Genomic DNA, 19,664 nt, shown 5'->3' on the forward strand with positions numbered 1-19,664 from the left:
CCCGGGGTCACGCCCCGGTCGGGGCGGCTCGGACCGCCCGATCCGGGGGCAGCGACGACACCTCGCCCGGCGCACCGGCTCCGGGGCCGGCCCGGCCCCGGAGCCCGCCGCCGGTCACCGGGCCAGCAGCGCCCGGAGCGCCTTGACGACCTCGGCGGGCGCCTCCTCGGCCATGAAGTGGCCGCAGGAAACGGTGCGGTGGTCCACCTCCGGCGCCCAGGCGCGCCACAGGGCGGCGGCGTCGAAGCCCAGGGCGGCGCCCCAGTCCTGCTGGAGCACGCTCACCGGCATCCGCAGCTGGTTCCCGGCGGCGCGGTCGGCGGCGTCGTGCTCCACGTCGATGCCGGCGGACGCGCGGTAGTCGGCGACGATGGACGGGATCGCCTCCCGGCAGGCCGTCAGGTAGGCCGCCCGGACCTCGGCGGGAATCGCGTCGGGGTCCCGGGTCCAGATGTCGAGGAAGTGGCCGAAGAAGGCGTCGGGGCTGCCGGCGATGAGCTGCTCGGGCAGGCCGGGCGGCTGGGCCATCAGGTACAGGTGGAAGCCGACGGCGGCGGAGACGCCCCGCATGACGTTCCACATGTCCTCCGTCGGCAGGACGTCGAGCGAGGCCAGGTGGGTGATCGCCTGCGGGTGGTCGAGCCCGGCGCGGACGGCGACCAGGGCGCCCCGGTCGTGCCCGGCCAGGGCGAAGCGGTCGTGGCCCAGGGCACGGGCCAGCGCCACGATGTCGGCGGCCATGGTGCGCTTGGAATAGACCTCCGGGCCGGTCGCTGCGGGCTTGTCACTGTCGCCGTAGCCGCGCAGGTCGGGGCAGATGACGGTGTGGTCGGCGGCGAGGTCGGCGGCGACGTGCCGCCACATGAGGTGGGTCTGCGGGAAGCCGTGCAGCAGCACGATGGGGCGGCCCGAGCCGCCGACCGCGGCGTGCAGGCTCACCCCGTCGGCGACGGTGACGCGCTGGTAATCGAATCCGTTGATCACGGGGTGCATCGGGGATCCTCTCGGGTGTCCGTCGACCGGCCGGGGGCGGCGCCCCCGTCGACCGGTCGTCCGGGATCGAGCCTGCCCGGGGGCGATGAGCAGCGGATCAGCAGCGGATGAGTGACCGGCCGCCGACCGGGGCGCCGCGCGGCGGTGCATAGAGTGGGCGCCATGAGCTGGCGGGCGGGGGCACCAGCGGTGACCTTCGGTGTGCTGGGTCCGGTGGAGGCGATCGGCGAGGCCGGTCCGGTTCCGCTGCGCGGTCCGCGGCACCGGGCGGTGCTGGCCCGCCTGCTGGTCGCCCGGGGTCGGGTCGTGTCCGTGGACCGGCTCGTCGGGGACCTGTGGGAGACGCCGTCGGACGGCTCGGTGGCGGCGATCCGTACCTTCGTCGCGGACCTGCGCCGGGCCCTGGAGCCGGAGCGTCCGCCCCGTGAGCCGGCCCGGCTGCTGGTGACCGCGCCCCCCGGTTACGCGCTGCGGGCCGCGCCCGAGGCGGTGGACGCGTGGCGGTTCGAGACGGCGGTCGGCGAGGCGGGTCAACTGCTCGCCGACGGGGACCCCGGGCCGGCGCTGGCCCGCCTCACCGAGGCGCTCGGCTGGTGGCGTGGCCCGGCGTACGCGGAGTTCGCCGACCAGGGCTGGGCGCGCGCCGAGGCCACCCGGCTGGACGAGTTGCGGATGCTGGCGGTCCAGCGGCGGGGCGAGGCGCTGCTGGCGCTGGGACGGGCCGCCGAGGCCGCCGTCGAGCTGGAGCAGCACGCCGCCGCGCAGCCGCTGCGCGAGGAGGCCTGGCGGCTGTGGGCCACCGCGCTGTACCGGTCGGGTCGGCAGGGCGAGGCGCTGGGCGCGCTGCGCCGGGCCCGGGAGACCCTGGTGGCGGAACTCGGCCTGGACCCCGGCCCCCGGCTGCGTCGCCTGGAGGCCGACATCCTGGCCCAGGCGCCACAACTGGATCCGACGGCGCCCGGCGAGGCCGCCGTGCCGCACCCCGGGGCCGACCGCCCCGCCGGGGCCCCTGCGCCGGCCGGCGTGCCGGCGGACGACGAATCCGCGGTGCGAGCCGCAGCGGCGGAGCCGCGTACGTTCGTCGGTCGGCACGCGGAGCTGGACCGGCTGACGGCCGCGGCCGGGGCGGCGGCCGGCCACCGCCGACCGGCACTGGCCCTGGTCTCGGGCGGCGCCGGGTCGGGCAAGACGGCGCTGGCCGAGGCGCTCACCCGGCGGCTGTCCGCCGACGGCTGGACCACGGCCTGGGGCCGCAGCCCCGAGTACGAGGGCGCGCCGGTGGCCTGGCCGTGGACCCAGATCACCCGGGCGCTGGCCGCCGGGGACCAGGCACCGGCGGCCGGCGGCCCGACGGCCTCGGAGGACCCGGCGGTGTCCCGGTTCCGCCGGCACCGCAGCGCCGTGGCCCTGCTCAGCGCGGTCGCCGGTGCAGGACCGGTACTGCTGGTCCTCGACGACCTGCACCGGGCGGACGAGGACACCCTCGACCTGCTCGCCGCCCTGCTCACGGAACCGGAGCCGGTCACCGGTGCCGTGTTCGTGGTCGGTCTCTTCCGGTCCACCGCGATCGGTCCCGAACTCACGGCCGCCCTGGCCCGCCTCGCCCGGACCGAACCGGTCCGGGTCTACCTCGACGGTCTGGACGAACCGGCCACCGGCGAACTCGCCCGCGCCGTCGCCGGTGCCGAGCTGGACCCGCCGACCATCGGTCTGATCCACTGCCGCAGCGGCGGCAACCCGTTCTACGTCCGCGAGCTGGCGCGGCTGCTCGCGACGGAGGGCCGGGCGGCGCTGGAGACCGTGCCGGCCGGGGTACGCGACGTCATCCGCCACCGGCTGGCCCAGCTCCCCGAACCGGCCCGGACGGTGGTGCAGCAGGCGGCGGTCCTCGGCCGCGACGTCGACCCGGACACCCTGGCGGCGATGGCCGGCGACGAGGCGGGCGTCCTCGACGCGCTGGACGCCGCCGCGGCCGCCGGTTTCCTGGCCGAGCACGGCCCGGCGGCGCGGCTGCGGTTCGCGCACATCCTGGTCCGGGACACCGTGTACGAGGACCTGTCGGCGCCGCGGCGGGCCCGCTGGCACACCGCCGCCGGTGACGCCCTCGAACGGCTGCACCCCGACGACGTCCCGGCGCTGGCCCACCACTTCACCCGCGCGGGGACGCGCGCCGCCGCGCCCCGCGCCGCCCGCTACGCCACCGCCGCCGCCGAGCAGGCCGAACGCCGCTCCCTGCCGCACCTGGCCGCCCGGCTGTGGCAGCAGGCGGTCGACGCCCACGAACGGATCGCGGACGACCCGCACGGCCGGCTGCGGGCACTGATGGGACTGGGTCGCGCGCTCGCCGTCACCGGACACCTGGACCGGGCCCGACGGCACCGCGGCGAGGCGCTCGACGCCGCCGAACGGCTGGACGACGCGCGGGTGACCGCGGACGTCCTCGCGGCCTTCGAGGTCCCCGCCATCTGGACGCGCAACGACGACGAACGCCTCTCCCACCGGATCGTCGGGGCCGCCGAGCGCACCCTGGCCGCTCTGGGCGGGGAGGGGGCGGCGGACCGCAGCCGCCTGTTGAGCACGCTCGCGCTGGAACTGCGCGGAGCCGTCACCGACCGGGGACACCGGGCCGCCGTGGAGGCGGAGGCCATCGCCCGGCGGCTGGCGGACCCGGCGCTGCTGGCGTTCGCCCTCAACGCCCGCTTCATGCACACCTTCGACCGCACCGGCCTGGCCCCGCAGCGGGCGCGCATCGGGGCGGAACTGGTCGAGCTGGCCCGCGCCCACGACCTGGTGACCTTCGAGGTGCTCGGCCACCTGGTGCTGCTCCAGGCGCGCTGCGCGCTCGCCGACCTGGCCGCCGCCGACGCGCACGCCGCGGCCGCCGACCGGCTCGCGCACCGCTACGAGCTGCCGCTGGTGGGCGTCTTCACCCGCTGGTACGCGGCGCTGCGCCTGGCCGTCGGCGGGCGGCTCGCCGAGGCCGAGGCCGCGTACCGGGCCGCCCACGTCCGGCTGCTCCCCGCCGGGATGCCCGGCCTGGAGGGCGGCCTGCTCCCCCTCGCACTGCTGTCGCTGCGGCTGCGGGAACCGGCTCCGGAGGGCCGGCCGGGTCACGGGGACGGGTGGCAGCGGCAGGCCTGGGGGCCGTACGAGCCGTGGGTCCGGCCGCTGCTCCTGCTCGCCGACGGCCACCCTGCGGAGGCCGCCGCGGCGCTGCGGGCCCTTCCGGAGTCGCCGCACGACCTGCTCCGCGAGGCGCGGCTCTGCCTCGCCGCCCGTGCCGCGCTCACCCTCGACGAGCGCAGCACCATCCGGCACGCGTACACGGAGCTGCTGCCCGCCGCCGACGAACTGGCCGGGGCGGGCAGCGGGATCCTCACCCTCGGGCCGGTGGCCGGGTACCTCGCCGATCTCGCCGCCGCGCTGGGCCGGCACGACGACGCCGCCGCGCACCGCCGGCAGGCGGCCGAGGTGGCCGCCCGCGCCGACCGCTGAGGTCCCGGGCGCGGGAACGTTCCGCGCATCGACAGATATCGACGCTCTTGATACCGTCACTGGCAATTGTCTTCACCGTGACGGGAGGTCGGCATGCCTCGACGGATCCTGCAGGGGGTCGCCGCGGTGGCCATCGGCACCTCGGTGGCCACGCTCGGCGTCACCCCGGCCCAGGCCGATCCGGTGGTGCCCCGGCACGCCGTGGTCATCTGCCAGAGCGCCAGCTTCTACGACAACTACGACTCGGCGCGCGGCCCGTACGGCCTCAAGCGGACGCTGCCCTACGGCAACAAGATCGGCCACACGCCCGGGGCGCATCCCGTCTACAACGGCTGGGCGGCGACCTTCGACTTCGGCCCCAACGACTGGGGCTACCTGCGCATCGAGTGCATCGGAGGGTACGACTCATGGTGAGCCGATCCGTCGCCCGGGCGGCGGCGACCCTGCTGGCGGGCACGATCGCGCTCGTCGCCGCGCCGGTCGTCGCGCACGCCGACACCGGCACTATCGGCCAGCGCGAGACGGTCTGCGCGGCCGACCTGTTCGTCCGCACCGACCCCAACGGCGCCTGGATGGGCACCCTGTACCGGGGTCAGACCTTCCTCGTCGAGGGGCCGCGCAGCGGCGGCTACGTCTACGGGTTCGCCTACGGGCACATCAACCGTCGCGGCTGGGTCCAGGACGGCTGGTTCTGCTGACACCGGCGTTGCCGCCGGCTCCGTGAGCCTGGCCGGGTGCGACGACGCGGTCGAGCTGCCGGCCGCGTCGCGCGCCACCGCGCAGGTCGACTCCGCGCCTGCGTGAGCCACGTCGCCACGAACTTCTCCCCCGCCCGGATGGCGGCGGGGTACGAGGCCGTCCACCGGGTCCGACTCTGACCGGGGACCAGGAGTTCCACGTCCTCCGAAGCGGCAGGTGTGCGGGCGGGATTTCCGGGAATGGCAGGCCGCGGCCGACGGCCGTTCGGGCACTCGTGCACCGACGCCGGAGCCGGTCCGCTGCTGCCGTCCCGGAGGGGAAGCCGCCACGCCGCACCCGACCGGCGCGTCCGGTCCACGTTCTCCGCCGCCCGCGCAGCAGCGCGGTCCGGAGAACTCCGACGGTGACCTACTCAGCTACGGGGTGACGGAAGATGGCAGGAAACACGAGCACCACCATGGGGCTCCGTTCGGTGACGGAAGGCCTCGGCATCGAACGGGCGGCGCAGGACGGCCGATCGGAGGGGCTGGCCCGCGTCCTGGGCTGGTTCAGCCTGGGTCTCGGCATCACCACCCTCGCGGCGACGCCCCGGGTGAGCCGGCTGTGCGGCGTCGACGACTCGCGCACGGCGCAGATCGTGCTGCGCGCCGCCGGGATCCGGGAGCTGGGCCACGCGGCGGCGCTGCTGGTGCCCCGGCACGCCGGGCCGGCGGCGTGGACCCGGGTCGCCGGCGACGTCATGGACCTCGCCGCCGCCGGGCGGGCGATGCGCAACCGCCGTGACGTCCGGCGCCGCCGCCTGACGTACACCGTGGCGGCCCTCGCCGGGATCACCGCGATCGACCTGTACGCCTCGCTGCGCGCGACGCGGGGCCGCCGGATGACCGGCGCCAACCGGGCGTACGGCTCCATCACGGTCAACCGCCGTCCGGAGGAGGCGTACCAGTTCTGGCACGACTTCGAGAACCTGCCGCGGTTCATGTACCACCTGCAGGCGGTGCGGGTCACCGGCGACCGGCGCTCGGTGTGGACCGCGAAGGCTCCCGCCGGCCGGAGCGTGCAGTGGGAGGCGGAGATCGTCGAGGACCGGCCGAACCAGTTGATCAGCTGGCGTTCCGTCGACGGCGCGAAGGTGCCGAACTGCGGCCGGGTGCGCTTCATGCCGGCCCCCGCCAACCAGGGTACGGAGATCCGCGTCGAGCTGGAGTACTCGGTGCCGGGCCGGATCCTGGGCAACGCGGTGGCCCGGGCGTTCGGCGAGAACCCGCAACAGCAGATCTGCGACGACCTGCGGCGGTTCAAGCAGGTCATCGAGACCGGCGAGATCACCCGCTCGGACGGCACCCCGGAGGGCACGAGCGTGCACGCACAGACCCACCAGCGTCCGGCGCGGCCGCTGGCAACGACCCGGACCGCGTGAGGGAGAGACACCGATGAAGGCCAACTGCTGGGTCGCCCCGAACAAATTGGCGGTCGAGGACGTACCGGATCCGCAGATCCTCAACCCCCGCGACGCCGTGGTCCGGGTGACCTCGTCGGCGATCTGCGGCTCCGACCTGCACCTGCTCGACGGCTTCATCCCGGCGATGAAGCGGGGGGACATCCTCGGCCACGAGTTCATGGGCGAGATCGTGGAACTGGGCCAGGGAGCGCGCGACGGACTGCGCGTGGGTGACCGGGTCGTCGTCGGCTTCCCCATCGCCTGCGGCGACTGCTTCTCCTGCCAACGGGGGCTCTACTCGGCCTGCGAGAACTCCAACCCGAACGCGGCGATCGCGGAGGTGGCGATGGGGCACTCCCCCGGGGGCATCTTCGGCTACTCGCACCTGTTGGGCGGGTACGCGGGCGGGCAGGCGGAGTACGTGCGGGTGCCCTACGTCGACGTCGGGGCCGTCAAGATCGAGGACGATCTCCCGGACGAGAAGGTGCTGTTCCTCGGCGACGTGCTGCCGACCGGGTACATGGCCGCGGAGCTGTGCGAGATCAAGCCGGGTGACGTCGTCGCCATCTGGGGCGCCGGGCCGGTGGGGCAGTTCGCCGCGGTCAGCGCCTACCTGCTCGGCGCGGGACAGGTGATCGTCATCGACCGGTACCCGTACCGGCTGCGGATGGCTCGGGACAAGGTGGGCGCGGAGACCATCAACTACGAGGAGAGCGACGTCCTGGACACGCTGCGGGAGATGACCGCCGGGCGGGGCCCGGACGCCTGCATCGACGCCGTGGGCATGGAGGGCCACCACGCCTCGGCGGCCCTGCAGGCCTACGACCGGGCGAAGCAGGCGATGAAGGCGGAGAGCGACCGGCCCCACGCGCTGCGCGAGGCGATCCTGAGCTGCCGTAACGGCGGCACCATCTCGGCGGTCGGCTCGTACGGCGGGTTCATCGACAAGTTCCCGATGGGCTCGTTGATGAACCGGTCGCTGACCATGCGCTCGGGGCAGGCCCACGTGCAGCGCTTCATGCGGCCGCTGCTGGAACGCATCCGCAAGGGGGAGATCGACCCGAGCTTCATCATCACCCACACCATGGGCATCGACGACGCCCCCCTGGGGTACGACATCTTCAAGAACAAGCAGGACGAGTGCATGAAGGTGGTCCTGAAGGCGTAGCCGGGCGGGCCGTGCGCGACCCGGCCGCCGGACGGTGCCGGCGGCCGGTGCGCCGGGTACGCGACGTGCGGCCGGTCAGGCGGGCTGGACGCGCACCGGGATGCCGTTGAGCACGACGTTGCCGGAGAGCGGGTCGACGGCCGTCTCGTCGGTCAGCACGTTGCTGTTGACGCCGGGGTGGGCGCGGGCCACCGACTGCCGGGTGCCGGGCACGTCGTGGCCCCACCCGTGCGGCAGGCTGACCACGCCCGGCATGGTGTCGGCGGTGACCTCCACGGGTACGACCACCGCCCCGACCCGGGAGGAGACGCGGGCGTCGTCGCCGGCGGCCAGCCCGAGTTTCGCCGCGTCCTCCGGGTGCACCTGCAGCGTGCAGCGGTCCCGGCCCTTCACCAGCGCCGGCACGTTGTGCATCCAGCTGTTGTTGGACCGCAGGTGCCGGCGTCCGACCAGGACGAAGCCCTCCGGCGGCGCGTCCCGGGCCGCCCGCAGCCGGGCGACGTCGGCGGCGATCGGCGGCGGGCACAGCTCGACGGTGCCGCTCGGCGTGCGCAGCGCCTCCGGCAGCCGCGGTCGCAGCGCCCCGAGGTCGACGCCGTGCGGCTGGTCGAGCAGCCGGCTCAGGGTCAGCCCGTCCGGTCGCTGCCCGAACCCGTCGCCGTACGCGCCGAGCCGCAGCCGCGCGTCGAGCAGGCGTTCGGCCGGCCGGTCCCCGGCGACGAGCGTGCGCAGCTCGTCCGCCGGCCGGCCGAGCACGTCGGCGGCGTCGGCGAGCACCTCGCCCAGCAGGTGCTCGTGCAGGCCCGCCGGGTCGGCGCCGGCGCCCTGCCCGGCGGCGATCAGCGTGAGCCGGGCCAGGATGTCGCACTCGTCGAGGCCGTCGGGCTCCATCGGCAGGACCGGCGGCGAGTAGCTCGCCACGTTGCGCACGGCCAGGGTGAGGAACGCGAAGTCGTAGTGCCCGGCGCGGGCGGGGTCCGGTGGCGGCAGCACCACGTCGGCGTGCCGGGTGGTCTCGTTCAGGTACGGGTCGACACTGACCATGAAGTCGAGCGAGGCGAGCGCGCGGTCCAGCCGGGCACTGTTCGCGGTGGACAGGACCGGGTTGCCGGCGACGGTGATCAGCGCCCGGACCTGCCCCTCCCCCGGGGTGTCGATCTCGTCGGCCAGGGTGGCGACCGGCAGCTCGCCCTTGACCTCCGGCAGGCCCCGTACCCGGCTGGCCCAGCGTCCGGTGCGGAATCCCCGGCCCGGGCCGGCGGCCCGGGTGCGCTGGTGGGCGGCGAGGGGGAACATCGCCCCGCCGGGCCGGTCCAGGTTGCCGGTCAGCACGTTGACCACGTCGACCAGCCAACTGGTCAGCGTGCCGAAGGCGACCGTGCAGGTGCCGATGCGCCCGTACACGGCGGCGGTGGGGGCGGCGGCGAGTTCGCGGGCGAGCTGGCGGATGCGCGGCGCGGGCACTGCGCACCGGTCGGCCACCCGCTCGGGGGCGAACGCCAGGGCCAGGTCGCGGACGTCGTCCAGCCCGGTGACGTGCTCGGCCAGCCGGCCGAGGCGTACCAGGTTCTCGTCGAAGAGGGTGTGCACGACGGCGAAGAGCAGCAGCGCGTCGGTGCCGGGCCGGATGGGCAGGTGCTCGTCGGCGGCGGCGGCCGTACGGGTGCGGCGCGGGTCGACGACCAGGAACCGTCCGCCGCGCGCCTGCAACGCCCGCAGCCGGCCGGGGAAGTCGGGCGCGGTGCAGAGGCTGCCGTTGGACTCCCACGGGTTGGCGCCGAGCAGCACGAGCAGGTCGGTGTGGTCGAGGTCGGGCACCGGGATGGCGTTGGGGTCGCCGTACAGGTAGCCGGAGGAGACGTGCTTGGGCATCTGGTCGACGGTGCTGGCCGAGAAGACGTTGCGGGTGCCGAGTGCGCGCAGCAGGGGGCCGACGTAGAGCCCGCCGGCCATCGTGTGCACGTTGGGGTTGCCGAGATAGGCGGCGACCGCGTCGGGGCCGCCGGCCTGGCGGGCGGCGGTCAGGCCGGCCTCGACGGCGGCGAACGCCTCGTCCCAGCCGACCTCGCGCAGCGCTCCGTCGATGCGCAGCAGCGGTCGGCGCAGGCGGTCCGGGTCGGCCAGGAGTTGCGGGAAGGCGGCCCCCTTGGGGCAGACGAAGCCGTGGCTGAAGACGTGCTCGCGGTCGCCACGGGCGTGCGTCACCCGGTCGTCGGCGATGGTCAGGGTCAGCCCGCAGGTCGCCTCGCACAGTGGACAGGTGCGGTACGCGGTACGCGTCGCGGTCGTTCCCGGCATCGCGGGCCCCTTCCGGTGGAATACCGACTGGTCGGTATGGTGGCACGCCACCGGAGCGCTGTCATCCCCCGGCGAGCGGCCGGCGCGGGGCGCAGTGGGCCGACCACGGAACGTGCAATTGCCCGGCGGATCGGGGCACCCGCGCCTTGGCCAGGGCGGATACACCCATTCGGGTATTGACTGTGATGTAACCCACAACATTGAATGTCCGCGTGGCAGGGCCCGTCCAGGCAGTGGCCTCGACGCGTACCACCGACATGGCCACTCCGACCGATCGTGCTGCTGCGCCCCCAGGAGCCGTCGTCAGGGTGCGGTGGACGGGGTGAATGAGCGCCGGCGTCGGATGCTGCTCACCGCGGCGTTGCACGTGGTCTCGCACGGCATCGCCGTCCTCTACTGCCTGATGACGCTGGGCGAACCGCACCGCGACCTCATGCTCGTGGCGTACAGCTGCGGGATGGCGGCCGGCGCCGTCGGCGTCTGGGCGGCGCGGACGGTGACCACCAAGGCCTCGGGGTACCGCGTCTCGTTCACCATCCTGCTGGTGACGATCGTCGTGGCGGCGCTCGGCGCGTACTGGGACGGCGGGGCCGCCTCGCCGGCCGCCCTGGGCTTCGTGACCACCACCGTCTTCGTGGCCAGCTACACGCCCCACCTGCGGCTGATGATGGCGCTGGAGGCGCTTCTGCTCGGGGCGTATCTCGCCGTCGCCGTCCTCGGGCGGCCGTCGCCGCCCGGTCACGTCTTCCTCTACGTGGCGGACATGGTGGTGCTGATCTCGGTCTGCGGCACGCAGACCCGGAAGCTGGCGCGGCAGCGGTCCCAGCTGCGCGCGCTCGCGGCGCTGGACCCGCTCACCGGCGCCCTGAACCGGCGCGGCCTGGCGGACTTCGCCCAGCACCTGTTTCGCCGCTGCGGTCGCGCCGGCCCCTCAATGCTCTGCCTGGACCTCGACGACTTCAAGAGCGTCAACGACCGGTACGGGCACGCCGCCGGCGACGAGCTGCTGAAGCGGACGGTGGCGGCGGCGCGGGAGGTGCTCCGCGCCGAGGACGCCATCGCCCGGGTGGGCGGTGACGAGTTCGTGGTCGTCCTCAGCGAGGCCGACGAGGCGACCGTGCGGACGGTGGTGACCCGGATCGACGCGGCGGTGCGCCGGCACACCGGCGTCAGCATCGGCGCGGCCACCGCGCCCGGCGACGGCGACACCCTGGAGACCCTGTTGCACGTGGCCGACCAGCGCCTCTACCGGGTGAAGCAGCAACGCCGCACCGGCGACCGGCCGCGCGAGGGCCACGGCCTGGTGTCGAGCGGATCGGACCCGGGCGGCGCGCCCTGACCGGGTGAGGCGGTCGGCGGGCGGCCAGGGGCCGGTGGCCTGACGGTACGGGGCCGTTCACAATAGGCAACCTTCTTGACAGATTTGTTAAGCATCGACAAACTTCATCGTGAGAGCGCTCTCTCGGCCTACCCGCCCCCGCTCACCGGGAGGAACCGCATGTCCCGACACCTGCGCGCGCTCGGCTCGATCACCGCCGCCCTACTGCTCGTCGGCGCGGCCCCGGCCGCGGGCTCCGCTGCCCCGCCACCCACCCCGACCCACCGCGTCGCCCCCGCCACGGACCCCGCCGCGAGCCTGGTCGACGCGCTGCGCCGCGACCTGGGCCTCACCGCCGCACAGGCCGGCCACCGGCTACGGACCGAGGCCGCCGCACCGGCCGTCGAGCAGCGGCTGCGCGCGAAGCTCGGTGCCGCGTTCGCCGGCGCGTGGCTGCCCGCGCACGCCAACCGCCTCACCGTCGCCGTCACGGATCCCGCGCTCGCCCCGGTGGTCCGCGCCGAGGGCGCCGAGGTCACGGTCGCCGGCCGCAGCGAGGCCGTGCTCGACGACATCAAGCGGGCCCTCGACCGGCGACGCGCCCAGGCCGACCCCCGGGACATCCACGGCTGGCACGTCGACGTCGCCGGCAACCGCGTCGTGGTCACGGCCCGACCGGGCGCCACCGCCGCGGCCACCGCGTTCGCCGCCGACAACGGGGTACCCGCCGAGGCCGTCCGGGTGGTCACGTCCCCGGCCGCACCGCGCCCGCTGTACGACATCCGGGGCGGCGACCAGTACGTCATCAACGGCAACACCCTCTGCTCGGTGGGCTTCGCCGTCGTCGGCGGCTTCGTCACCGCGGGCCACTGCGGGCGCGCCGGCAGCCCGACCCTCGGCTACAACAACGTCGCGCAGGGCACCTTCGCCGGGTCCTCGTTCCCCGGCGACGACTACGCCTGGGTCCGCACCAACAGTTCCTGGACACCGCAGCCGTGGGTCAACACCTACTCCGGCACCGCGACGGTGGCCGGTTCGCAGGAGGCCGCCATCGGCAGCTCGATCTGCCGCTCCGGGCGCACCACCGGATGGCGCTGCGGCACCCTCCTCGGCCGCAACGAGACCGTCAACTACCCGCAGGGTGCCGTGTCCGGCCTCAGCCGCAGCAACGCCTGCGCCGAGGGCGGCGACTCGGGCGGAGCGTGGATCTCGGGCAACCAGGCCCAGGGCGTCACCTCCGGCGGCTCCGGCAACTGCTCCACCGGCGGCACGACCTGGTTCCAACCGGTCAACGAGATCCTCGGCGCGTACGGGCTGTCGCTCGTCACCACCGGCGGCGGGCAGCGGATCATCAGCAACTGGAACAACCGGTGCATCGACGTGCCGAACTCCAACTTCTCCGACGGCGTGCCCCTGCAGACCTGGACCTGCAACGGGACCAGCGCGCAGGCGTGGACCTTCACCGGCGGGACGCTGCGGAGCCAGAACAACAAGTGCATGGACGTGGCCTGGGGATCCACCGCCAACGGCGCGACCATCCAGATCGCCAACTGCAGCGGCAACCCCGCCCAGCAGTTCGTCCTCTCCGCCGCCGGCGACCTGGTCAACCCTCAGGCCAACAAGTGCGTCGACATCACCGGCTGGAACAACTCCGACGGCGCCCGGCTCCAACTGTGGGACTGCGCCGGCACCGCCAACCAGAAGTGGCGCCGCGGCTGACCGCCGCTCCCGCCGCCACGGCACCACCGCTCCGCCCGGCCCGGCGACCGACCCGTCGCGCCCGTCCCCGCCAAGGAGGTCCCATGTTCCCCATCCGCACCCGCTCCCGGGTACGCGCTCTCGCCGTCGCCGCGACCGCGCTGATCGCCGCCACGGTGGCCCTCGCCGTACCGGTCCAGCCCCGCCCCGCCGAGGCGGCGATCGGCGGGATCACCTGGCAGGACGAGTTCAACGCGCCGGCCGGCGCCCCGGTGGACCAGAACCGGTGGCGCTTCGACATCGGCGGCGGCGGCTGGGGCAACAACGAACGGCAGTACTACACCAGCAGCACGAACAACGCGGTGCACGACGGACAGGGCAACCTGGTCATCACCGCGCGCCGGGAGAACCCGGCCAACTACCAGTGCCACTACGGGCGGTGCGAGTACACCTCCGCCCGCCTGCTCACCGCCGCGACGTTCACCCAGGCGTACGGCCGCTTCGAGGCCCGCATCAAGATCCCGCGAGGCCAGGGCATCTGGCCGGCGTTCTGGATGCTCGGCAACGACATGGGCAGCGTCGGCTGGCCGAACGCCGGCGAGATCGACATCATGGAGAACATCGGCCGGGAGCCGAACACCGTCTACGGCACCATCCACGGCCCGGGCTACTCGGGCGCGGGCGGGATCACCGGCAGCCGGACCGTCGGAGCGCCGCTCGCCGACGCCTTCCACACCTACCGGGTGGACTGGGAGCCGAACTCCATCGTCTGGTACCTCGACGGCGTCGAGTACCACCGCGTCGACCCGGGCCGGCTCGGCGGCAACCGCTGGGTGTTCGACCACCCCTTCTTCATGATCCTGAACGTCGCGGTCGGCGGTAACTGGCCGGGCTACCCGGACGCCTCCACCCAGTTCCCGCAGCAGATGCTGGTGGACTACGTACGCGTCTCCGGCTACACCTCCGGCGAGCCGTCGCCCGGGACCACCCGGATCAAGGGCGCGGCGAGCGGCCGGTGCATCGACATCCCCGGCGCCAACCCGGTCGACGGGGCCAAGCTGCAGATCTGGGACTGCAACACCACTGCCGCGCAGGCCTGGACCTTCGCCGCCGACGGCACCCTGCGGGCCATGGGCAAGTGCATGGACCCGGCCTGGGCCGGCACGGCCAACGGCACCGAGGTCAACCTGGTGAGCTGCAACGGCAACCCGGCGCAACGCTTCACCCTCACCGCCGCCGGTGACCTGGTCAACCTCAGCGCCAACCGGTGCGTCGACGTGCGGGACCGGGTCACCGGCAACGGCGGCCGGCTCCAGCTGTGGGACTGCACCGGCGGCAGCAACCAGAAGTGGTCCCGCGCCTGACGAGCGCCCACCCGCCTCCCGTACGCCACCCCCACGCCCTTCGTCGAGCAGCCCCGGCTCGACGAGATGGTGCCCGTCCCCACCATCGAGGAGATTCCCGATGACCAACAGACGCCCGTTCCGGGCCCGACTCGCCGCCGCCCTCGGCGGGCTCGCGGCACTCGTCCTCGCCGTACCCGTGGCCCTCACCGCCACCGAGGACCGCGCGCTCGCCGTCGGCCCCGACCTGCTCCCCGTCACCGTCACCAACAACTCCGGCCGCGGCGAGGCGGTCCACCTCTACATCCTCGGCACCGACATCCGGCCCGGCGGGGGCCTCGGCTATGTCAACGCGGCCGGTGCCTTCACCCGCTGGCCCGCCGGCGGCCTCCCGCCGACCCCGGCACCGGACGTGTCGATCGCCGGCCCCGCCAACGGCGGCAGCGTCACCGTCCGGATCCCGCGCTTCATCTCCGGGCGGATGTACTTCTCGTTCGGCCGCAAGCTCGACTTCCGGCTGACCCCGGACGGGCTCGTGCAGCCCGCGCCGTGGGCCGCCGGCGACCCGAACCGGGACATCCTGTTCGACTGGTCGGAGTTCACCTACAACGACGCCGGACTGTGGTTGAACAGCACCCAGGTGGACCAGCTCGCCGTTCCGCACGCCGTCTCCGTGACCAGCGGCAACGGCGTCACCACCAAGACCGGCGAGCTGCTGAACAACGGCCGGAACAACGTGATCGACGCCGTCCGCGCCCAGCCGGCCTTCGCCCGCTCGGTCATCACCCGCGCCGACGGCACGGTGCTACGCGTGCTCGCGCCGGGCAAGGCCATGGACGCCGGTCTCATGGATCCCGGCTACCTCGACTCGTACATCACCTCGGCGTGGAACGCGTACACCAGCCGTACCCTCACGGTCGTGCCGCGCACCGCCGAGCCGAACCGCCGGTTCTTCGGCCGCACGGTCGGCAGCACCATGGTCTTCACCGACTCGTCCGGCGCCCAGGTGGCGACGGTCGCCAAGCCCACCACCAGCAACGTGTGGGGCTGCGACGGCGTCTTCAACGCCCCGAACACGCCGCCGTTCATCGAGCCGGAGATCAAGCGCACCCTCTGCACCGCGCTCAACCGCGGCACCCTCGGCCAGTTCGACACCGAGCCCCGGCTGGACGCCGCCTCCTTCTACAAGAACAGCGCACCGAACCACTACTCCCGCATCATCCACGCCAACATGGCCGACGGTAAGGCCTACGGCTTCGCCTACGACGACGTCGGCGGCTTCGAGTCGCTCGTGCACAGCGGCGATCCCCGCTCGGCCGCCGTCACCCTGACGCCGTTCGGCGCCGGCGGCCCGACCGGCCCGCCGCCGACCACCCCGCCGGCCACCGGCGACATGGTCGTCAGCAACTGGCACCAGAAGTGCGTCGACGTGCCCAACTGGAACTTCGCCGACGGCCAGCGGCTCATCGTCTGGGACTGCCACGGCGGCACCAACCAGCGCTGGGAGTTCGTCAACGGCACCCTGCGCACCCTGAACAACAAGTGCATGGACGTCGCCTGGGGATCCACCGCCAACGGCGCCGCCATCCAAATCGCGACCTGCTCCGGCAACCCTGCCCAGCAGTTCGTGCTCAGCGCGGCGGGCGACCTGGTCAACCCGCAGGCGAACAAGTGCGTGGACATCGCCGGCTGGAACCCGAACAACGACGCGGTGCTCCAGCTCTGGGAGTGCACCGGCGGCGCGAACCAGAAGTGGCGGCGCGGCTGAAAGGCGACAGCCCTGACGCGCACGCGGCGGCGACCAGCTCTGGCCGCCGCCGCGTGCGCGCCACCGTCTCGTCCCACGGCGGCGACGGCCGGGTGCGCCCGGTCGCCCGTCAGAGGGACTTGGCCACGTCCACCAGCTGGTCCAGGGCCGCGCCCCAGCCCTCGACGAAGCCCATCTCCTCGTGCTGCTTCTTCGCCGAGGCGTCGGCGTGCATGGCCGTGGCGGTGTACCGCGTGCCGGTGCCGTCGGGCTCGATGCTGATCACCGCGGTGAACGGGAAACCGCCCTCGGTGACCTGCGGGCGGAATCCCGGCCCCAGGCCGGAGGTGAACACCAGCGTCGAACCCTGCTCGACCAGCAGGATGCAGCCGCTGCTCGGGAACTCCTCACCCTCCGGCGAGCGCATGACGGTGTCGAAGCGCCCACCGGGCCGCAGGTCGATCTCGCAGGAGGAGGTGGACCAGGGCTTCGGGGCGAACCAGCGCACCAGCAGTTCGGGCGTGGTCCAGGCCTTCCAGACCAGCTCGGGGGCGACGTCGACGGTGCGCTGCAGGACGAGGTCGAGCTCCGGGTTCACGGGGTAGGCGGTCATGTCTGCTGCTCCTTCAGGTCGTAGAGAAGCGCATCGAGTTGATCGAGGCGTCGGGTCCACATGGCACGCTGCGCGTCGAGCCAGGTGTCGACGCGCTCGAGCGGCTCAGGCGCGAGGCGATAGGTCCGCACCCGTCCCTTCTTTTCCGACGTCACCAGGCCCGAGCGTTCGAGAACACCCAGGTGCTGGAGGAACGACGGCAGTGCCATGTCGAACGGACGCGCCAGGTCGCTGGTGGTGGCCGGGCCCTGGCCGAGGCGCTCGACCACGCGGCGGCGGGTGGGATCCGACAGCGCGTGGAACACGCCGTCCAGCGACGCGTCGGGCGCCCCGCCCCCACCACTCGCGCGCTTAGGCATGTGCCTAAGTATGCAGGCGAGCGATAGTTAGGTCAATCCCTCAGTGATGGCGGGGTCGCGGAGGACGACGTATGGGTGGTGAGCGATATACCTCGGAGGCATAAATATGACTCTCAGGTATATCGCTCACCAGCATGTCCGGGAGGTGGGCACTACCCTCGGTGGCCAATCTGGATACGCCCGCCTGCGGCCCGCGGGCGCCGTAGCGTCGATCGGATGGACGCGCCAGGTGGACGGCCCTGTCTCCGCGTCGCCGGGGATGGAATGATCCCAGCGTGCCGATCAATCGTCGCTCGCTGCTCGGGCTCGGGCTCTCCGCCGCCACCGCGGCACTCGCCGGCTGCCGGGGGGAGCCCTCGGCAGGCCAGGCCGGCGCCTGGCGCACGCCCGGCACGCCCGCACCCGGCCAGGGTGCCGCCGCCGCCACCGGCTCCGTCGTGCGCACGTCTCCGGTCAGCCGCCGGCTGACCACCGTGCTCGGCGGCTACCTGAAGCCGACCAGCCAGAACCCGGCCCACCCGATGTACGCCGGGGCGGTCGCGGTGGCGCTGCACGGCGGGCAGACGTACGCGCAGGTGGCCGTCGGCGAGGCCCTGCGCTTCGGCGCCGGGCCGGTGCTCCTGCCCGCCGCCGACCGGGTCCGGATGCGCACCGACTCGATCTTCGACCTCGCCTCGATCACCAAGGTCTACACCTCGATCCTCGCCCTGCAGCAGGTGGACCGGGGCCGGATCGACCTCGACGCGCCGGTGGTGAGCTACCTGCCGGAGTTCACCGGGGCCGGCAAGTCGGCCGTCACCGTGGCGATGTTGCTGACCCACACCAGCGGGCTCCCCGTCGGCGCCACCGTGACCGGCTACGCCACCCTGGCCGAGAAATGGCGCGCGGTCCTGGCCACGCCGCTGGTCAGCGGCGCGGTCCCCGGCCGGGTGTTCCGCTACTCGAGCGTCGGGCTCATGGTCCTGGGCAAGCTGGTGGAGAAGGTGACCGGCCAGCGGCTCGACCAGGCGCTGAAGACCGGGCTGACCGACCCGCTCGGCCTGCGCTGGACCGGCTTCAACCCGAACACCTGGCTCAGCGCCACCGACCGGGCCACCCGGCTGGTCGCCACCGACGCGAGGTCCTCCCGGGGCCTGCTGCGCGGCGTCGTGCACGACGACGTGGCCAACCACCTGGGCGGCATCGCCGGGCACGCCGGGATCTTCAGCACGGCGCAGGAGGTGGCCGTCATCGGCCAGCTGCTGCTCGACGGCGGCACCTACGGCGGGCAGCGGATCCTGGCCGAGAGCACCGTCCGGCGGATGCTGACCAACGCCAACGCCGGACTGCCCGCCGTGGACCCGGAACGACCGAGCCGGACCGCCGACCACGGGCTCGGCGTGGTGCTGCACCAACCCTGGTTCATGGGTCAGCTCAGCCGGCCCACCACCTTCGGGCACACCGGCTTCACCGGCACGTCCCTGCTGGTCAGCCCCGCCCGCAGCACGGTGTTCGTGCTGCTCACCAACCGGGCCCACCCGAACTGGAGCTGGGCGAACCCCGATCCCGTGCGGGTGGCGACCGCCAACGTCCTGGCCCGCCTGCCCGTCCTCTCGGCCACCAGCACGAGATGACGGCCGCGCCGCCGCAGGTCGGCACGGCACGCTTCACTGCCGGCCCGGCGGTCACCCCGATTCGGGCAGCCGGACCGGTGGACCGAACCGGACCGGGACGCCCGGGGAGAAGAGCACGCTGGCCGGCGGACCGGCCGGCGGTGGCAGTCCCGCGGCGGTGACCAGCTCGTCGTCCAGGTGCCGCAGCTCGGCCCGGTGCAGCGGCCAGCGGGGATGCCAGTTCGGCAGGTGCAGCGTGCGCCCGTACGCCCGGGTGTGCAGGCCCCAGCGGGCGGTGACGAAGTGCTCCAGCGCGGTCGGCTCGGCGATCGGTTCGCCCACCCGGACGACCATCCGGCTCGTCGTACCGGCCGGGCCGGGCCAGCGACGCCGGCACCGGTAGGTGAAGCGGTCACCGTCGCGCTCCAGCCGCATCGTCGACCAGAGGTACGGCAGGCGCAGCGTCGCCCGGGCCACCAGCACCGGCACCAGCCGGGACGCGTCCAGTGAGCGGAACACCACCGCGCGCCGACCGGTGTGGTCGACCGAGTAGAGCCGGACGTTCGTCTCGTAGAAGCTGCCGAAGTACGGCACCCCCGGCCCCGCGCCGAGGCCGAGCCCCACCATCCGGAAGCCGATCAGGCCGACGTAGCTGACCCCGTCCAGGGTGTCCGGACGGGTGCCGACGGGCAGCAGGGGCGCGACCAGCTCCGGCGCGACCGCCCAGTGCAGGAAGGTGAGGTTCTCCCACCGCTGCCCCAGGATCGCCCGCCGGAACCTCTGCCCCGGCGCGAAGTCGACCGGTTCGATGTCCATCTGGCCATCCTGCCCCGGCCGAGGTGGACGGAGCCTCGTTCCCCGGTCCGACGTGGCGCCTCCTCCCCCGGGAGGAGGCGGCGC

At 73.9% G+C, this 19,664-nt stretch carries 15 protein-coding genes; 10 read left to right on the top strand and 5 right to left on the bottom strand.

Annotated features, from left to right (window positions below; translation table 11 throughout):
- Positions 1 to 114: 114 nt before the first annotated feature.
- Complete coding sequence (locus tag V6U88_RS24670) at positions 115 to 993, bottom strand: alpha/beta fold hydrolase (RefSeq protein WP_334456551.1); 879 nt, start codon at positions 991 to 993, stop codon at positions 115 to 117.
- A gap of 162 nt (positions 994 to 1,155) precedes the next feature.
- On the opposite strand from V6U88_RS24670, the gene V6U88_RS24675 reads away from it, so the two are divergent.
- The 5 genes from V6U88_RS24675 to V6U88_RS24695 all read left to right on the top strand — a co-directional run bounded on the left by V6U88_RS24675 (position 1,156) and on the right by V6U88_RS24695 (position 7,796).
- Positions 1,156 to 4,488, top strand: a complete 3,333-nt coding sequence (locus tag V6U88_RS24675) for a BTAD domain-containing putative transcriptional regulator (RefSeq protein ID WP_334456553.1) — start codon at positions 1,156 to 1,158, stop codon at positions 4,486 to 4,488.
- Positions 4,489 to 4,581: 93 nt separating this feature from the next.
- Positions 4,582 to 4,902 (top strand): hypothetical protein, encoded by a 321-nt coding sequence (locus V6U88_RS24680; protein WP_334456555.1) that lies wholly within the window; start codon positions 4,582 to 4,584, stop codon positions 4,900 to 4,902.
- Positions 4,896 to 5,186 (top strand): hypothetical protein, encoded by a 291-nt coding sequence (locus tag V6U88_RS24685; protein WP_334456557.1) that lies wholly within the window; start codon positions 4,896 to 4,898, stop codon positions 5,184 to 5,186. Before V6U88_RS24680 ends, V6U88_RS24685 begins: the two co-directional genes overlap by 7 nt.
- Positions 5,187 to 5,620: 434 nt before the next feature.
- On the top strand, positions 5,621 to 6,607 hold the full coding sequence (locus tag V6U88_RS24690; RefSeq protein WP_334456559.1) for an SRPBCC family protein: 987 nt from the start codon (positions 5,621 to 5,623) through the stop codon (positions 6,605 to 6,607).
- A 13-nt stretch (positions 6,608 to 6,620) separates the two neighbouring features.
- On the top strand, positions 6,621 to 7,796 hold the full coding sequence (locus tag V6U88_RS24695; protein ID WP_334456561.1) for a zinc-dependent alcohol dehydrogenase: 1,176 nt from the start codon (positions 6,621 to 6,623) through the stop codon (positions 7,794 to 7,796).
- A 75-nt stretch (positions 7,797 to 7,871) separates the two neighbouring features.
- Here V6U88_RS24695 and V6U88_RS24700 read toward each other — a convergent pair whose 3' ends face one another.
- Positions 7,872 to 10,094, bottom strand: a complete 2,223-nt coding sequence (locus tag V6U88_RS24700) for a molybdopterin-dependent oxidoreductase (RefSeq protein WP_334456562.1) — start codon at positions 10,092 to 10,094, stop codon at positions 7,872 to 7,874.
- Between the two features lie 322 nt (positions 10,095 to 10,416).
- Here V6U88_RS24700 and V6U88_RS24705 point away from each other — a divergent pair, with 322 nt between their 5' ends.
- From V6U88_RS24705 to V6U88_RS24720, 4 genes are all read left to right on the top strand, one after another.
- Positions 10,417 to 11,433 carry a GGDEF domain-containing protein gene (locus V6U88_RS24705; protein WP_334456564.1) on the top strand — a complete coding sequence of 339 codons (1,017 nt, stop codon included), beginning with the start codon at positions 10,417 to 10,419 and terminating at the stop codon, positions 11,431 to 11,433.
- Positions 11,434 to 11,592: 159 nt separating this feature from the next.
- Positions 11,593 to 13,131, top strand: a complete 1,539-nt coding sequence (locus V6U88_RS24710) for a ricin-type beta-trefoil lectin domain protein (RefSeq protein WP_334456566.1) — start codon at positions 11,593 to 11,595, stop codon at positions 13,129 to 13,131.
- Between the two features lie 83 nt (positions 13,132 to 13,214).
- Entirely contained in the window at positions 13,215 to 14,474 is a 1,260-nt protein-coding gene (locus V6U88_RS24715) for a family 16 glycosylhydrolase (protein WP_334456568.1), read from the top strand.
- Between the two features lie 100 nt (positions 14,475 to 14,574).
- Positions 14,575 to 16,221, top strand: a complete 1,647-nt coding sequence (locus V6U88_RS24720; RefSeq protein ID WP_334456570.1) for a beta-1,3-glucanase family protein — start codon at positions 14,575 to 14,577, stop codon at positions 16,219 to 16,221.
- 109 nt (positions 16,222 to 16,330) lie between these two features.
- Here the strand turns inward: V6U88_RS24720 and V6U88_RS24725 are convergent, their stop codons facing one another.
- Both V6U88_RS24725 and V6U88_RS24730 read right to left on the bottom strand, forming a co-directional pair.
- Positions 16,331 to 16,813 carry an SRPBCC family protein gene (locus tag V6U88_RS24725; protein ID WP_334456572.1) on the bottom strand — a complete coding sequence of 161 codons (483 nt, stop codon included), beginning with the start codon at positions 16,811 to 16,813 and terminating at the stop codon, positions 16,331 to 16,333.
- Entirely contained in the window at positions 16,810 to 17,172 is a 363-nt protein-coding gene (locus V6U88_RS24730) for an ArsR/SmtB family transcription factor (protein WP_334456574.1), read from the bottom strand. The genes V6U88_RS24725 and V6U88_RS24730 overlap by 4 nt, the downstream gene beginning before the upstream one ends.
- A 275-nt stretch (positions 17,173 to 17,447) precedes the next feature.
- Here V6U88_RS24730 and V6U88_RS24735 point away from each other — a divergent pair, with 275 nt between their 5' ends.
- Positions 17,448 to 18,785 carry a serine hydrolase domain-containing protein gene (locus tag V6U88_RS24735; protein WP_334456576.1) on the top strand — a complete coding sequence of 446 codons (1,338 nt, stop codon included), beginning with the start codon at positions 17,448 to 17,450 and terminating at the stop codon, positions 18,783 to 18,785.
- A gap of 51 nt (positions 18,786 to 18,836) precedes the next feature.
- Here the strand turns inward: V6U88_RS24735 and V6U88_RS24740 are convergent, their stop codons facing one another.
- Complete coding sequence (locus tag V6U88_RS24740; RefSeq protein WP_334456577.1) at positions 18,837 to 19,580, bottom strand: YqjF family protein; 744 nt, start codon at positions 19,578 to 19,580, stop codon at positions 18,837 to 18,839.
- Positions 19,581 to 19,664: the final 84 nt, after the last annotated feature.

It is taken from the genome of Micromonospora sp. CPCC 205739, assembly GCF_036906795.1.
Taxonomy (GTDB): Bacteria; Actinomycetota; Actinomycetes; order Mycobacteriales; family Micromonosporaceae; genus Micromonospora.

Coding starts and splice junctions, on each gene's coding strand:
- V6U88_RS24670 (WP_334456551.1), bottom strand. CDS start 993: ATGCACCCCGTGATCAACGGATTCGATTACCAGCGCGTCACCGTCGCC.
- V6U88_RS24675 (WP_334456553.1), top strand. CDS start 1,156: ATGAGCTGGCGGGCGGGGGCACCAGCGGTGACCTTCGGTGTGCTGGGT.
- V6U88_RS24680 (WP_334456555.1), top strand. CDS start 4,582: ATGCCTCGACGGATCCTGCAGGGGGTCGCCGCGGTGGCCATCGGCACC.
- V6U88_RS24685 (WP_334456557.1), top strand. CDS start 4,896: ATGGTGAGCCGATCCGTCGCCCGGGCGGCGGCGACCCTGCTGGCGGGC.
- V6U88_RS24690 (WP_334456559.1), top strand. CDS start 5,621: ATGGCAGGAAACACGAGCACCACCATGGGGCTCCGTTCGGTGACGGAA.
- V6U88_RS24695 (WP_334456561.1), top strand. CDS start 6,621: ATGAAGGCCAACTGCTGGGTCGCCCCGAACAAATTGGCGGTCGAGGAC.
- V6U88_RS24700 (WP_334456562.1), bottom strand. CDS start 10,094: ATGCCGGGAACGACCGCGACGCGTACCGCGTACCGCACCTGTCCACTG.
- V6U88_RS24710 (WP_334456566.1), top strand. CDS start 11,593: ATGTCCCGACACCTGCGCGCGCTCGGCTCGATCACCGCCGCCCTACTG.
- V6U88_RS24715 (WP_334456568.1), top strand. CDS start 13,215: ATGTTCCCCATCCGCACCCGCTCCCGGGTACGCGCTCTCGCCGTCGCC.
- V6U88_RS24720 (WP_334456570.1), top strand. CDS start 14,575: ATGACCAACAGACGCCCGTTCCGGGCCCGACTCGCCGCCGCCCTCGGC.
- V6U88_RS24725 (WP_334456572.1), bottom strand. CDS start 16,813: ATGACCGCCTACCCCGTGAACCCGGAGCTCGACCTCGTCCTGCAGCGC.
- V6U88_RS24730 (WP_334456574.1), bottom strand. CDS start 17,172: ATGCCTAAGCGCGCGAGTGGTGGGGGCGGGGCGCCCGACGCGTCGCTG.
- V6U88_RS24740 (WP_334456577.1), bottom strand. CDS start 19,580: ATGGACATCGAACCGGTCGACTTCGCGCCGGGGCAGAGGTTCCGGCGG.